This window comes from Streptomyces sp. NPDC058470 (genome assembly GCF_042721055.1).
In the GTDB taxonomy this organism is placed as follows: domain Bacteria; phylum Actinomycetota; class Actinomycetes; order Streptomycetales; family Streptomycetaceae; genus Streptomyces.
Window position 1 is genome coordinate 1 of record NZ_JBHXMF010000074.1, and the last position, 15883, is coordinate 15883.

The 15883-nt window shown below is 72.7% G+C and carries 7 protein-coding genes; all 7 read left to right on the top strand.

Going from position 1 to position 15883, the window contains the following annotated elements:
* Window positions 1-10 precede the first annotated feature (10 nt).
* The 7 genes from ACFWP7_RS37100 (at window position 11) to ACFWP7_RS37130 (ending at window position 15849) form a co-directional block, all read left to right on the top strand.
* On the top strand, window positions 11-7045 hold the full coding sequence (locus ACFWP7_RS37100; protein WP_384391248.1) for an amino acid adenylation domain-containing protein: 7035 nt from the start codon (window positions 11-13) through the stop codon (window positions 7043-7045).
* Window positions 7045-8289: a crotonyl-CoA carboxylase/reductase gene (gene ccrA / locus ACFWP7_RS37105; protein WP_384391161.1), complete on the top strand. Its 1245-nt coding sequence runs from the start codon at window positions 7045-7047 to the stop codon at window positions 8287-8289. The genes ACFWP7_RS37100 and ccrA overlap by 1 nt, the downstream gene beginning before the upstream one ends.
* Window positions 8290-8371: 82 nt before the next feature.
* Window positions 8372-8581 carry an MbtH family protein gene (locus ACFWP7_RS37110; RefSeq protein WP_384391164.1) on the top strand — a complete coding sequence of 70 codons (210 nt, stop codon included), beginning with the start codon at window positions 8372-8374 and terminating at the stop codon, window positions 8579-8581.
* A 5-nt stretch (window positions 8582-8586) separates the two neighbouring features.
* Window positions 8587-9213, top strand: coding sequence for a 4'-phosphopantetheinyl transferase family protein (locus tag ACFWP7_RS37115; RefSeq protein ID WP_384391167.1), 627 nt, complete (start codon window positions 8587-8589; stop codon window positions 9211-9213).
* A 44-nt stretch (window positions 9214-9257) separates the two neighbouring features.
* On the top strand, window positions 9258-12974 hold the full coding sequence (locus ACFWP7_RS37120; protein WP_384391170.1) for an ABC transporter ATP-binding protein: 3717 nt from the start codon (window positions 9258-9260) through the stop codon (window positions 12972-12974).
* Window positions 12971-14005 (top strand): 4-hydroxy-3-methylbut-2-enyl diphosphate reductase, encoded by a 1035-nt coding sequence (ispH, locus tag ACFWP7_RS37125; RefSeq protein ID WP_384391172.1) that lies wholly within the window; start codon window positions 12971-12973, stop codon window positions 14003-14005. The genes ACFWP7_RS37120 and ispH overlap by 4 nt, the downstream gene beginning before the upstream one ends.
* A 17-nt stretch (window positions 14006-14022) precedes the next feature.
* Window positions 14023-15849: a 1-deoxy-D-xylulose-5-phosphate synthase gene (locus ACFWP7_RS37130; protein ID WP_384391175.1), complete on the top strand. Its 1827-nt coding sequence runs from the start codon at window positions 14023-14025 to the stop codon at window positions 15847-15849.
* The last annotated feature ends 34 nt before the right edge of the window (window positions 15850-15883 follow it).

The following is a 15883-nucleotide window of genomic DNA, read 5'->3' on the forward strand; positions in this document are numbered from 1 at the left end:
CGCCGCCTATCTGCCGGTCGACACCGAGTACCCCGCCCACCGCATCGCCTACATGTTCGAGGATGCCGGTCCGCGGCTCATCGTGACGACCAGCGCGGCCGAGGCGGGCCTCCCCGACGCGGTGACCGCGGGCCGGATCGTCCTGGACGCTTCCGCGACGGCGGCCGATCTGGCCGCTGTGTCGGCCGCTGACCTGACCGACGCGGACCGCACGAGTCCGCTGACGCCACGCGCGCCCGCGTATGTCATCTACACCTCCGGCTCGACCGGTCGTCCCAAGGGCGTGGTGGTCGAGCACGCGGGCGTCGCGAACCTGGTCCTGGCCAGGATCGGACCGTACGCGATGGGCCCCGGGAGCCGTGCGCTCCAGTTCGCCTCGCTCAGCTTCGACGCCGCGATGTCCGAGATCTGCACCCCGCTGTCCGCCGGTGCGTGCCTGGTCCTCGGCCCGGCCGACATGCTGCTCCAGGTCGCCGAACTGCCCGAGCTGCTGCGCGAGCGAGGGGTGACGCACGCGACGCTGCCGCCCGCCGTACTGGCTCGGCTCCCGCAGGGGAGCCTGCGCACGATACGCACCCTGGTGACGGCCGGTGAGGCGGCCCCGGCGGGTCTGGTCGCCAGGTGGGCCGGGGGACGCCGGATGTTCAACGCCTACGGCCCCACCGAGACCACGGTCTCCTGCACCATGGCGGGCCCGCTGACGCCCGACGCGGGTGTGCCCCCCATCGGCGGTCCGCTGCCCAACATGCGCGCCTATGTGCTGGACGAGCGGCTGCGGCCGGTCCCGGTCGGCGTCCCGGGCGAACTGTACGTCGCCGGCATCGGCGTGGCCCGCGGCTACCTCGGCAGGCACGGCCTGACCGCCGAGCGGTTCGTCGCCGACCCCTTCGGCCCCGACGGCTCCCGGATGTATCGCACCGGCGATGTGGTCAGCCGTCTCCAAGACGGCCGGCTGCGGTTCGTCGGCCGCGCCGACGGACAGGTGAAGATGCGCGGATTCCGGATCGAACCCGGCGAGGTCGAGGCGGCCCTGACCGCGGCGCCCGGTGTCGGCCACGCGGTGGCGACCGTGCGGGAGGACCGCCCCGGCGTACGGCAGCTCGTGGGCTACCTGGTGCCGGAGGCCGGCACGGAGCTGGATCTCGTCGCCGTCCGGAGGCACCTCGGCGCCACACTTCCGGCGCACATGCTGCCGTCGGTGCTCATGGAGCTCGATCGCGTTCCGCTGACCGTCAACGGCAAGGTCGACAAGGCCGCGCTGCCCGCGCCGAAGCAGCAGGAGAGCATCTCGGCGGTCGGTCGGGGGACCGGCGTCGGCGCGCCGACCGCCGTCCCGTCCGCCGAGGAGGATCCGCAGACGCTGCTGTGCCGGATCGTCGCCGATGTGCTGGACCTCGCCGAGGTCGCCGCGGGCGACGACTTCTTCGGCCTGGGCGGTGACAGCATCAACGCGATCCAGGTGGCGAGTCGTGCCCGGCAGGCCGGGCTCGTCCTCACGCCTCGGGACATCTTCCGGAACCAGACGGTCGCGGAACTGGTCGCCGCGATCCGGCCGATGCCGGCCGTCGGCGCCGACCGGTCCGCCGCCGACGGCGTGGGAGCCGTTCCCGGCACCCCCGTGGTCCGCTGGCTCCACCAGCTGGGCGGCCCCTTCGAGGGACTCAACCAGTCGGTGCTGCTACGGGTTCCCGGCGGCCTCGGCGGGACGACGCTGACCCGCGCCGTCCAGTCCGTGATCGACTGCCATGACGTGCTGCGAGCCCGGCTGACGGGCGCCGAGCTGGGGCTGCCCTGGAACCTGGAGACGACCGCCCCCGGCAGCGTGGCCGCGACCGGCCTGATCACCCGGGTGGAGCTGCCGGCCGACGCCGACGCGGCTGCCACGGTGGCGGAACACGGCGAGGCGGCCAGACGCCGTCTGGACCCGCACAACGGCGTAATGCTTCAGGTCGTGTGGTTCGACGCGGGATCGGACGAGCAGGGTCTGCTGCTGGTCCTGCTCCACCACCTCGTGGTGGACGGCGTGTCATGGCGGATCATGCTGCCCGATCTCGTGTCGGCCTGGCAGGCGATCCGCGCCGGGCGCGAGCCGGCGCCGGCGCCGGTCGGCACGTCGTTCCGCCGCTGGAGCCAGGCACTCGTCATGGAGGCCCAGAACCCCGACCGCATCGCCGAACTCCCGCTCTGGCGGGCGCAGACGCAGTGGGCCGACCCGCTGCTCGGCGCCCGTCGGCTCGACCCCACGGTCGATACCCGGGAGACGGCGGAGCACCTCACGGCGGTGCTCCCGGCAGACCTGACCTCGGCCCTGTTGACCGCCGTCCCGGCACGGCATCATGCGCAGATCAACGACGTGCTGCTCACCGGTCTGGCGCTCGCCGTCGCCCGTTGGCGCGAGCGTCGCGGCGGTGAGCGGCATGGCGCGCACGCCTTCCTCGTGGACCTGGAAGGCCACGGCCGTGAGGAGTTCGACGAGAACCTCGACCTGTCCCGGACCGTCGGCTGGTTCACCAGCCGCTTCCCGGTCCGGCTCGACCCGGGCCCGGTGGACCTGGACGACGCGTTCACCGGCGGCGCCGCGACCGTCGCCGCCCTCGGGAGGATCAAGGAGCAGCTGCGGGCACTGCCCGACAACGGACTCGGCTACGGCCTGCTGCGGCACCTCAACGCCGACACCGCCATGGCTCTGGCCGGCGCGGCCGCCCCGCAGATCGGCTTCAACTATCTGGGGCGCGTCGGCACGGGGGCCGGGGACCTCGGGGACCGCGGATCGTCCTCGGGCTGGTCGAGCGCGTCCGACCTCCGGATCCCGCTGCTCCCCGCCGACCCGGGCATGCCCTTCGGGCACTCCCTGGAGATGAACGCGGTCACCCGGGAGCAGGCCGACGGCCCGAGCCTGAACGTGACGTACTCCTGGCCGGCCGGTCTCTTCGGCCGCGCCGACGTCCAGGAGCTCGCCGACCTGTGGTTCGAGGCGCTGCGCGCGCTGGCCGACCCGGGCGAGGGCGGGGTGGGCTCCGCGCTAACGCCGGACGACCTGCCGTCGTCGGGGCTGACGCAACCGGAGATCGACGAGCTGGCCGCGGCTCCGGAGGGGCTGGCGGACGCGTTCGCGCTGACCCCGCTCCAGCAAGGCCTGTTCTTCCACGCGCTGCTGGCGGACGACGGGCCCGACGTGTACACGGTCCAGCTGGTCGTCGACCTCGAAGGACCGCTGGACGCCGACGCCCTGCGCCGGGCCGGCCGAGCCGTGCTGGAGCGTCACCCCAATCTGCGGGCGGGCTTCCGCCACCGGGCCGCTGGAACGGCCGTCCAGATCGTGCCGGTCGCCGTGACGCTGCCCTGGGACGAGACCGACCTGAGCGGACTGCCCGAGGACACGAGGCAGGAGCGCCTGGCCTCGCTCACGGAGGCGGCCCGGGCGGAGCGGTTCGACCTGGGCCGGCCCCCACTGCTCCGGTTTCTGTTGCTCCGGCTGGGCGAGCAGCGACAGCGGCTGGTCATCACGATGCACCACATTCTGCTCGACGGCTGGTCGATGCCGTTGTTCCTGCGCGAGCTGGTGACCCTGTACGAGAACGGCGGCGACACTTCGGCGCTGCCCGAACCCGTTCCGTTCCGGTCCTATACGTCCTGGCTGGCCGAGCAGGACCGCGCGGTGGGCGAGGCGGTCTGGCGGGAGGCGCTCGCAGGGGTGGAGGAGCCCACTCTGCTGGCTCCGGGCCGCGCGCCGACCGGCCCTGTCCTGCCCGAGCAGATCGTCCACGACCTGTCACCCGAACTCACCGCGGACCTCCGGCGTCACGCGGCGCGCGCCGGCGTCACCATGAACACCGTGGTCGAGACGGCCTGGGCATGGGTGCTGGGTCGTCACCTCGGCCGCGACGACGTGCTGTTCGGCACCACGGTGTCGGGACGCCCGCCGGAGCTTCCGGGTGCGGAGAGCATGATCGGGCTGTTCATCAACACCCTGCCGGTCAGGGTGCGGCTCGACCCCGCGGAGGAGTGGAGCGCCGCCCTGACCAGGGTCCAGGGGGAACAGGCCGCACTCCAGGAGCACCCGTACCTGGGGCTGGCGGACCTGCAGCGGATCGCCGGCCATAGGACGCTCTTCGACACGGCCTTCGTGTACGAGAACTACCCGCTGCCCGAGAGCACCGAGCGGGCTCCCTCGCAGTTGCGTGCGACGGCGGTACACGGCCGGGACGCGGCGCACTATCCGGTGGTCCTCGTCGCGTCGCTGCGCGACCGGGGGCTGCGCTTCCGGCTGGACCACCGGCCCGATGTGCTCGGCGGACAGCTCGCCGCGGTTCTGCTGCAGCGCCTGACCGGGCTCCTCGAGTCGGTCGTGGCCGACCCGGCCCAGCCGATGGGACGCATCCGGCTGCCGGCCGGCGCGCAGTCGGCGGAACTGGCGGACGGCGGTGTGCGGACGGCGCTGCCCGAGGCCGCCCCGGGCGGCACGACGACGCCGTCCACCGTGCACGGCCGGATCGCGGCTCTGTGCGCGCGTACCCCGGACGCCGTGGCGCTCGGTCTCGGCAGCGAGCGGCTGACCTGGCGGGAGCTGGACGAGCGGGCGAACCGGCTCGCCCGGCTCCTGCTGGAACTCGGAGTCGGCCCGGAGGACCGGGTAGGCCTTCTGCTCGACCGGTCCTTCGACCTGGTCGTCTCCTTCCTGGCCGTGCTGAAGGCCGGTGCGGTGTACGTGCCGCTGGAGCCTGGGCACCCCGAGCAGCGGCAGCGGACCGTCCTCGCAATGGCGGGCGCGAAAGCACTGCTCACCGACGCGGCCCGGACGGCCGTCCGGCCGGCGGCGCCGGGCGACGCCTGGAGGACCGTCGCCGTGGACGCCGATCCACGTCTGGCGCGGCAGAAGCCGACGGCGCCCGACGTGGCCGTGCAGCCGGACCGGCTGGCGTACGTGATGTTCACCTCCGGGTCCACCGGTCTGCCGAAGGGCGTCGGGGTGACCCATCGCGACGTGTTGGAGCTGGCCGCCGAGCCGTGCTGGACCGGCGGCAGCCAGGAACGGGTGCTGTTCCACTCGCCGCACGCCTGGGACGCCTCGACGCTGGAGTTGTGGGTCCCCCTGCTCAACCACGGCAGCGTGATCGTCGCGCCGCCGGGCGAGGTGGATCTCAGGGCGATGGCGCGGCTCCTGGTGGAGGAAGACATCACCGGACTGTGGCTGTCGGCGGGCCTGTTCCGCTGGCTGGCGGAGGAGGAGCCCGGCTGTTTCGCGGGACTGCGGGAGGTGCGGACGGGCGGCGACGTCGTGCCGGCCGACGCCGTGCGCAAGGTGCTGGCGGCCTGCCCCGACACGCTGGTGACCAACGGCTACGGTCCCACGGAGGCCACCGTGTTCGCCCTGCACCACGCGATGCGGGCGGGCGACCCGGTGCCGGACAACGTGCCGATCGGCGTTCCTCTCGCGGGCAGTACGGCGTACGTCCTGTCTCCGTGGCTGGCGCCGGTCGGGCCCGGCGTCGTCGGCGAGCTGTACCTGGCGGGTTCCGGGCTGGCCCGCGGCTACGAGAGCGCTCCGGAGACGACGGCGGCCGCGTTCGTCGCCGACCCCTTCGGCCCAGCCGGTTCCCGGATGTACCGTTCGGGAGACTTCGCCCGCCGACTCCCCGACGGCACACTGGAATTCGTCGGCCGTGCGGACGACCAGGTGAAGCTGCGCGGCTTCCGGATCGAGCTGGGCGAGGCCGACGCCGCGCTCATGGCCCTGCCGGACGTGGCCCACGCCGTCACTCTCATCAGGGAGGACCGGCCGGGCGACAAGCGGCTCGTCGGCTACGTGGTGCCGACGCCGGGCCGTCCCGTGCCGGAGGCGCGGGAGTTACGCGGTCTGCTGGCCGGCGCCCTCCCGGACCACCTGGTGCCGTCCGCGCTCGTGGTGCTCGACGCCCTGCCGCTGACTTCGAACGGCAAGGTGGACCGGGCGGCGCTGCCCGGTCCCGCAGCGGGGGCGACCGGCTCGTCCCGGAGCCCACGCACTCCGCACGAGGAGCTGGTCGGAACGCTGTTCGCGGAGGCCCTCGGGGTCCCCGAGGTCGGGATCGACGACGACTTCTTCGCCCTGGGCGGGAATTCGCTGCTCGCGGCCGGGTTGGTCAGCCGGGTCCGCAAGGTCCTCGGCGTCGAACTGGGCGTCCAGGCGCTGTTCCTGGCCCCGACGGTCGCCGGAGTCGTCGCCGCCGTCGGCGAGGGCGCCGGACCGGGCGCCCACGACGGCCTGGGCGTCCTGGTGCCGCTGCGTCCCCAGGGCGATCTGCCGCCGGTGTTCTGCGTCCATGCCGCGGGCGGCCTCAGCTGGCGGTACACAGCCCTGCTGCCCCATCTGCCGACAGGTCACCCGGTCTACGGACTGCAGGCCCGCGCCTTCGGCTCGCCCGGCCATCGGCCCACGAGCGTGGAGGAGATGGCAGCCGACTACGTCGAGCAGATCCGGGGCGTGCAGCCCTCCGGCCCCTACCACCTGGTGGGCTGGTCGTTCGGCGGGCTAGTCGCCCAGGCGGCCACCGTGCTGCTGGAGGAGGCCGGTGAAGAGGTCGCCATGGTCGCGGTCCTCGACTCCTACCCCGCGGCGCCGGGCGAGCGTGCCTTGGTCCCGCCGACCGGGCAGGTCCTGGGCGCACTGCTCGACGCGGCCGGCGTCGGTCACGACCGGGGCGACTCCGAGCTGACCGTGGAAGCGGGCGCCGCACTGCTGCACGACCGCGGCGGACCGCTCGCCGAGTTGCTGGCCGACCGCGTGGAGACGGTCGTGGACTCCTACCGCTCCGGGATCGAACTGCGCTCGCGGTATGCGCCACGCGCACTCCGCGGGGACCTGCTGCTGTTCGTGGCGGGCGACGGCGACGCGGATGCGGCCGACGGGAAGGCGCGGCGGTGGCTCCCTTATGTACGCGGCGAGATCGAGGTCCACACGGTCGACTGCCGCCATGAGGACATGCTGCGGCACGGTCCGCTGACCGTGATCGGCGCGGCGATCACGGCGCATCTGAAGGTCCCTGGGACACGGAAGGACGGCTGATGGCACGGGAGTTGTACGAGCTGGGGGAGATACCGCCGCTCGGTGAGGTGCCGCGCTACATGTACGCCGGAGTGATCCGGCGGGAGCGGTACGGCCCGCCCGCCCGGTCCATGCGGATCGAGACGGTCGAGGCGCCCGAGGTCGGGCGCGGCCAGGTGCTCATCATGGTGATGGCGGCGGGGATCAACTACAACGGCATCTGGGCGGGACTCGGCACCCCGGCTGACGTCATCGCGGACCGGCAGCGAGCGGGGGACCCGCACGACTTCCACATCGCCGGATCCGAGGGCGCGGGAGTGGTCTGGGCCGTGGGGGAGGGGGTCAAGCAGCTGCGGGTGGGCGACCACGTCATCGTCGGCGGCGTCGCCTGGGACGAGTCGGCCCCGGACATCCGACTCGGCGTCGACCCGACCGCCTCCCGGTCCCAGCGGGCTTGGGGGTACGAGCTGAACTTCGGTTCGTTCGCGCAGTTCACCGTGGCCGACGAGTACCAGTGCCACCGCAAGCCCCCGAATCTGACGTGGGAGGAAGCCGGCTGCTTCCTGGGCGGCGGCTCCACGTCCTACCGCATGCTGCTCGGCTGGCACCCGCACACCGTGCGGCCGGGAGACCCCGTGCTCGTCTGGGGCGGCGCCGGCGGGTTGGGTTCGATGGCGATCCAGATCGCAAAGTATTTCGGTGGAATTCCAGTCGCCGTGGTTTCGGACGACGAGAAATTCGACTATTGTAAGCGCTTGGGGGCCCGCGGGGTCATCAATCGGAACGATTTCGACCACTGGGGTCGACTGCCGGATCCGGACGATTCCGTCTCCTATCGGGAATGGATGTCCGGCGTTCGTGAATTCGGCCGCGCCTGCTGGGATGCGATCGGTGAGCGCAGATCCCCGAGCATCGTCCTTGAGCATCCGGGCCGGGCCACTCTGCCGACGTCGGTGTATGTCTGCGACCGAGCCGGGATGGTCGTCACCTGTGCTGGCACCAGCGGTTACGACGGGGCTTTTGACCTGCGGTTCCTCTGGATGTTCCAGAAGCGGCTCCAGGGTTCCCACGCGGCGAACGTGCGCCAGACCGCGGCGATCATCGATCTCGTCGCGGCGGGGCACGTCGATCCGTGCCTGGGTCTGACCATGCCTTTCGCGGACCTCGGACAGGCGCACCAGATCGTCTACGAAGGAAAGCAGCCGCCGGGCAATGTGGCGGTTCTCGTCAATTCTCCCGAGCGGGGACTCAGGGATATTCCCTGAAATCTTCAAAAAAGGTTGCCGACCCTTCTGTCGGTTGACTAGAAATAGCGGCAGTGGAAAAGAAAAACGGAAGGGCAAAGAGATGACGAACCCGTTCGAGAACGCCGAGGGGCGTTACGTCGTGCTGGTCAACGACGAGGGGCAGCACTCCCTGTGGCCCGACTTCGCCGAGGTCCCGGCAGGCTGGGACGTCGTGCTCCCCGAGAGCGACCGCCAGTCCTGCCTCGACTACATCGAGGCCAACTGGACCGACATGCGGCCCAACAGCCTGATCCGCCAGATGGCGGTCTGACCGCTGTGACCGGCCCCGGTGCCGTCACGGTGCTCTGGGGCCCGGTCGCCTCGGGCGAACGGGGCGCGGCCCACGCCACCCTGTTGCGCGCCGCCGCGGAGCTGTCCGGCAGCCCCCGGCGCAGCATCGGCATCGACTACGACGCCGGGGGCCGGCCCCGGCTGACAGGACCGGCCTCGGATCTCCACGTGAGCGTGAGCCACAGTCCGGGCGCACGAGCGGTGGCGCTCAGTCCCCACGCGCCGGTGGGGGTGGACGTCGAGACGGTACGGCCGCTTCCGGCACTGCGGATGGCGCGGCGCTGGTTCGCCCCGGCGGACGCCGACTGGCTGGCCGGGCTGCCACGGCCGGAACGGGTCCGGGCCTTCTATTGGCTCTGGACCCAGAAGGAAGCGGTCGGCAAGGCCCGCGGCCACGGGCTGGCCGCCGGCGGGCTCACCCAGTGTCTGCAGGCCCCCGCGCACTGGCCGCCGCGTCCTCGCCCCGGCGAGCCGCCCGCACTCGCCCCCCTGCCGGACGGGACGGGCGCCGCCTGCGCGGTACTGCCGACCGGGCCTCGCCCCCACGTCCTGGCGGTCGCCTGCCTCGACGGCGCCGACCTCCGGATCGACCTCCGGCTGTGCGCGCGCTGACCGCGGCACCCCACCCGACCGACACCACGATAAGGAGGCCCGGGATGACCACCGAGCACGACCGCACGCACCAGGGCTCCTGGGCCCGTCGGCTGACCCGCCGCTGTCTGCGCCACCGCCGCAGCGTGCTGGTGTCGGTCCTTGCCGCCGGCGCGGGAACGGCGGTGAGCGCGCTCGTCCCCCTCGTCACGAAGGTGCTCGTCGACGACGTCGTCATCCGACCCGCCCGCTCGGCCACGCTGTGGACGGGACTGCTCCTGGCGGCCGCCGCCGCCGGATACCTCGCCGCCTTCCTCAGGCGTCTGTACGCCGGCCGGCTCGCCGCCGACGTCCAGCACGAGCTGCGCGTCGATCTCCTGCGCTCGCTGGCGGCGCTCGACGGCGTCCGCCAGGACGAGCTGAACACCGGGCAACTGCTCGGCCGCGCCTCCGGTGACCTCAACATGGTCTTCGGCCTTGTGTCGACCGTTCCCACGGCGATCGCCAGCGCCGGCACGCTCCTGGTCTCCCTGGCCCTGATGGCCGTGCTGTCCCCCCTGCTCGCGCTCGTCGCGCTCGCACTGATACCGGCGCTGTGGTTCATCGGCCGGCGCAGCACCACCTGGCTCTACCCCGCGACGTGGTACGCCCAGAACGAGGCAGCCGCCCTGGCCGGCGTCGTCGCCAGCTCCACCGCGGGCATCCGCGTCGTCAAGGGCTTCGGCCAGGAACACCAGGAGATGACCCGGCTGTCGGCTGCCGCCCGGCGGCTGTTCGCGGGCCGGATGCGGGCCGTACGGCTCAACGCGCGCTACGCCCCCGCCCTCCAGGCCGTGCCCTCCCTCGGGCAGGTCGGGGTGCTGGCCCTCGGCGGCTGGCTGGCCGTCCGCGGCCAGCTGACCCTCGGGACCTTCCTCGCCTTCTCGGCCTGCCTCGCCCAGCTCGTCGGCCCGGTGAAGACCCTGGCCGCGCTGCTGACCATGGGCCGGCAGGCCGGGTCGGGCGTCGCCCGGGTGCTCGAAGTGATCGACCTCCGGCCGGTGCTGACGGAGGGCTCCGAACGTCTGCCCCGCCAGACGCCCCTCGGGGTCGAGTTCGACCGGGTCACCTTCGCCTACGGCACGGGAGGGCCGGTGCTCACCGACGTCTCCCTGCGCATCGCCCCCGGCGAGACGGTCGCCGTCGTCGGCGCCCCCGGAGCGGGCAAGTCCACGCTCGGCCGGCTGCTGTCACGGTTCCACGATGTGTCGGCCGGAGCGGTCCGCGTCGGCGGCATCGACCTACGCGAGCTGGAATTCGACTCCCTGCGCGGCGCCGTGGCCACCGTGCCCGAGGACACGGTCCTCTTCACCGGCAGCGTGCGCGACAACATCGGCTACGGCAGGCCCGACGCCACACAGGCGGAGATCCACGCCGCGGCCCGCACAGCCCGAGCCCACGACTTCGTGACGGCACTCCCGGACGGCTACGACACCGAGGTCGGCGAAGGCGGCAGTGCCCTGTCCGGGGGACAGCGGCAGCGCCTCGCACTCGCGAGGGCCCTCGTCACCGCGCCCCGGATCCTCGTCCTCGACGACGCCACCTCCGCCGTGGACGCACAGGTCGAGCAGGACATCCACGACGCGCTGCGCCGCCATGCCGGGCGGTGCACGACGCTCCTCGTCGCCCGCCGCAGATCGACCGTGGCGCTGGCCGACCGCATCGCCGTCCTGGACGGCGGCCGCATCGTCGACATCGGCACCCACGACGAACTCCGGGCACGCTGCGCCCACTACCGCACCGTCCTCCAGGACCACCCCGCAAAACCCGCGGCACAGTCCCGCGTCCCTGCGGCCGGCCCCGTCCGCGCGGACCGCCCCGCCGCCCTGCCCGCCAGGCGGTCCGCCCCCGCCCCGGAGTCCGCGTCGGCCGCCCGGATGCGGGGCCGGCTCGCGGCGCTCCCGCCGGCCATGGACACGCCTGGCGTCGACGAGGACGCGGCCGTACGGGATCTCACGCGCACGGCAGGGCGCGCGTTCGGTCTGCGTCATCTGCTGCGCGGATTCCGCCCGCCGATCGTCCTCGGGCTGGCGCTGGTCGTGGCCGACGCGCTCGCCGGTCTGGTCATGCCCTTCGTCATGCGGAACGGGATCGACGGCGGAACACGCCGTCTCGCCGTCGACACCGTGTGGACGGCCTCTCTCGTGTGCCTCGCCCTCGTCGTGACGCAGTACGTCGTCCAGTGGGCCGCCATCAGGGTCACAGGCCGCACCGGGGAGCGGCTCCTGTACGCGCTGCGCCTGCGCGTCTTCGCCCATGTGCACAGACTCGGGCTCGACCACTTCGAGAAGGAGGCGGCCGGTCGCACCATGACGCGGATGACGACCGATGTCGACTCGTTGTCCTCGTTCCTCCAGACCGGCCTGGTCGGCGTGCTGGTCAGCGCGCTGACCCTGGTGGGCGTCCTGGTGGCGCTCTGTCTCGCCGACGCGGGGATGATGCTCGTCGTCCTGGCGGTCATGCCGGTGCTGCTCCTCGCCACCGCGGTGTTCCGCAGAGAGTCGGCCCGGTCCTACACCCGGGCACGGGAGCGGGTGGCCCTCGTCAACAGCGAGTTCCAGGAGGCCGCCGCGGGCATGCGGACCACCCAGGCGTTTCGCCGCGAAGAGTCCGCCGTGCGCCGCTTCGCCGGGCTCAGCGACGACTACCGGTCCGTCCGCGTGCGCGGACAGCTCCTGATGGCCGTCTACTTCCCGTTCATCCAGTTCCTCGCCACCTGCGCCACCGCCGTGATCCTGTGGATCGGCGCGACCCGCGTTGTCGCCGGCACGATGACGGTCGGCACCCTCGTGGCGTACCTGCTCTACCTCGACCTGTTCTTCGTCCCGGTCCAGCAGCTCTCCCAGCTCTTCGACGGCTACCAGCAGGCCCGGGTGTCCCTGCTGCGTATCCGGGACCTGCTGCGACTGCCCAGCTCCACTCCCGTCGCCGAGGGGTCGAGGCCCGTCCGGTCCCTGCGCGGCGAACTCGTGTTCGACGACGTGCATTTCCACTACCGTGGCGGCGGCGCGGCGCTGACGGGCGTCCGGCTGCGCATCCCGCAGGGACAGACGGTCGCGTTCGTCGGCGAGACAGGGGCGGGCAAGTCGACGCTGGTCAAGCTTGTCGCCCGGTTCTACGATCCGACGCACGGCGCCGTCCGCCTCGACGGCATCGACCTGCGTGACCTGGACCTCACGTCCTTCCGGCAGCGGCTCGGCTTCGTCCCGCAGGACCCGTACCTGTTCGCCGGAACCGTCCGCGAGGCCATCGCCTACGGACGGCCGGACGCGACCGAGGCCGAGGTGGTCGAGACGGCGCGACGGGTCGGCGCCCACGACACGATCACCGCACTCGACGGCGGCTACGACCACCCCGTCAGCGAAAGCGGACGCAACCTCTCAGCCGGACAACGGCAGTTGATCTCACTGGCCAGGGCCGGGCTCGTCCGACCGGACGTCCTCCTGCTCGACGAGGCCACCTCGTCCCTCGATCTCGCCACCGAGGCATTGGTGAACCGGGCCACCGAGCGGCTCAGCGCCGGCCGTACGACCCTCATCGTCGCCCATCGCCTCTCCGTCGCCTCCCGAGCCGACCGGATCGTCGTCATCGACCAGGGCCGGGTCCACGAGGACGGAACGCACGAGGAACTGCTCGCCCTGGGCGGGAAGTACGCCGGACTCTGGCGCGCGTCCCGCGGACACTCGCCTGCGGCCGCCGCCCCCAGACCCCTCTCCCTCTCCCCCGAACGGAGCGCGCCATGAGCACCACCAGCCCGCCCATCCCAGGGACAGCCGCCGACGGCGTGCTCGACGACTCGGCCAAGCGCATCGCCCTGGCCCAGCCACGCGGCTTCTGCGCCGGTGTGCGCCGCGCCATCGGCATCGTGGAGCGCGCTCTCGACCTGCACGGCGCACCCGTGTACGTCCGCAAGGAGATCGTGCACAACCACCACGTCGTCGCCGAACTGGAAAAGCGCGGCGCCCGCTTCGTCGACAGCGAGGAAGAGGTGCCTGAGGGCGCGGTCTGCGTGTTCTCCGCCCACGGAGTGTCGCCGATGGTACGGACCGGAGCGGCGAAACGCCGGCTCGACGTGATCGACGCGACCTGCCCGCTGGTCGCCAAGGTGCACCAGGCGGCCCTGCGGTACGCCCGCGACCGACGGACCATCCTGCTGGTCGGCCACGCCGACCACGAGGAGGTCGAGGGCGTCCGTGGCGAGGCCCCCGAGAGGACTCTGGTCGTTGAGACCGAGGAGGACGTGGCACTGCTCGACCTCCCGGACGACGCGCCGGTGGCGTACCTCACCCAGACCACCCTGTCGTTCGACGAGACCACACGAGTCGTCGAGGCCCTGCGCCGCAGGTTCACCGACCTCGTCGGCCCGGTCGGCAGCGACATCTGCTACGCCAGCCAGAACCGCCAGAACGCCGTCAAGGCGCTGGCCCGCGACAACGACCTCGTCCTCGTCGTCGGCTCGCGCAACTCCAGCAACTCCATCCGCATGGTGGAGGTCGCCCGGCAGCACGGCGCCGCCGCACACCTCGTCCCGGACGCCGGCTGCCTGGACGAGTCCTGGCTCACCTCGGTGGCGCGCATCGGCGTCAGCTCCGGCGCCAGCGCCCCCGAAGTCCTCGTCCGCGGACTCGTCGACCGGCTGGCCTCCCTCGGCTACACCGATGTCGAGGTGGCCGAGGGAACCCCCGAGGACGTCGTCTTCTCCATGCCTGCCCGGCTCGCCGTCCCGGATACCGGTCGCGTACCGCGCACCGCACTGGCCGATGAAGCCCTGTGACCAGAACGGGATCCGTCATGACGTCGATTGAGTCGGTCCACGGACCGGACGACCTGCGCACCCTCTCCCCCCGGCAGACCGAGGAACTCGCCGCCGACATCCGGCGGCTGCTGGTGGAGGAGGTGACCCGCACCGGCGGGCACCTCGGACCGAGCCTCGGAGTCGTCGAGCTGACCCTCGCCCTGCACCGCGTCTTCGAGTCCCCGCGCGACCGGCTCCTGTGGGACACCGGGCACCAGACCTACCCCCACAAGATCATCACCGGCCGAGCCGGGGCCTTCGGGACGCTCCGGCAGCCGGGCGGCCTCTCCGGATACCCCTCCCGGACCGAGTCCGAGCACGACGTCATCGAGAACTCCCACGCCTCCACGGTCCTGTCCTACGCCGACGGACTGGCCAAGGCGTACGAACTCCGGGGCGTCGCCGACCGCGCGGTCGTGGCGGTCATCGGCGACGGCGCACTGACCGGAGGCATGGCCTGGGAGGGCCTGAACAACCTGGCGGCGGCGCCCCACCGCCCTGTGGTCGTCGTCCTCAACGACAACACCCGTTCCTACGACCCCACGATCGGCGGCATCCCCGAGCACCTGGCCCTGCTGCGCACCGAGGAACGCCCCCCGCACAACGTGTTCGAGAATCTGGGGCTGGCCTATGTGGGCCCCGTCGACGGACATGACATCGCCGTCCTGGAGCAGGCCCTGCACCACGCGGCACGTCTCGGCGGGCCGGTCGTCGTGCACTGCCTGACCGAGAAGGGTCGCGGCCACGCCCCCGCCGAACAGGACGAGGCCGACCGCTTCCACGCGGTGCGCCCTCGGCCCGCCGCTCCGGCCGCCGCACGGACCGACGGTCCCGCCTCGCCCGCCTGGACCGACGTGTTCGGCGCGGAACTGGCCGACCTCGGCGCCCGACGCCCCGACCTCGTGGCCATCACCGCGGCCATGCTCGCGCCCACCGGCCTGTCCCGCTTCGCCGACCGCTTCCCCGACCGCACTTTCGACGTGGGCATCGCCGAACAGCACGCCGTCACCTCGGCGGCGGGCCTCGCCCTCGGTGGCCTGCACCCCGTGGTGGCGCTCTACTCCACCTTCCTCAACCGTGCCTTCGACCAGCTGCTGCTCGACGTCGCCCTGCACCGCGCCCCGGTCACCTTCGTGCTGGACCGGGCAGGTGTGACCGGGGACGACGGCGCATCCCACAACGGCATGTGGGACCTGTCGCTGTTCCAGCTGGTGCCCGGACTGCGGGTGGCGGTACCGCGTGACGCCGCCACCCTGCGCCGTGCGCTGCGCGAGGCCGTCGCCGTCCAGGACGGGCCCACCGCGCTGCGCTTCCCCAAGGGCGCCACGGGGGGCGACATCCCCGCGGTCGACACGATCGCCGGCATGGACGTACTGCGCCGCGCCGAGACCGGCGCACGCGACGTGCTGCTCGTGTCCGTCGGCACGATGGCCGGGGTCTGCCTGGAAGCGGCCGATCGGCTGGCCGAGCACGGCTACGGCGTCACCGTCGTCGACCCGCGCTGGATCACCCCGGTGCCCGTCGCCCTCGTGGACATGGGACTCGACCACGGCCTGGTCGCCACCGTCGAGGACAGCGGACGCGCCGGGGGAGCCGGATCCGCCGTCGCCCAGGCCCTCGCCGACGCCGGCGCCCGGAACCCGGTGCGCACGTTCGGACTTCCCCAGCGCTTCCTCGCCCACGGCCGGCGCGCCGACATCCTCGCCGAGTGCGGGCTCACGGGACGCAACCTCACCCGGGCCGTCGTCGAGGCGCTCGCCCGGCGCGACGACGCCGTCCGCATCGACGAGCTGGCCCCCCAGCCTATCGGGGCGGACCAGTAGCCCGCACAACCCGGATCCCGCCCCTCGACACAGA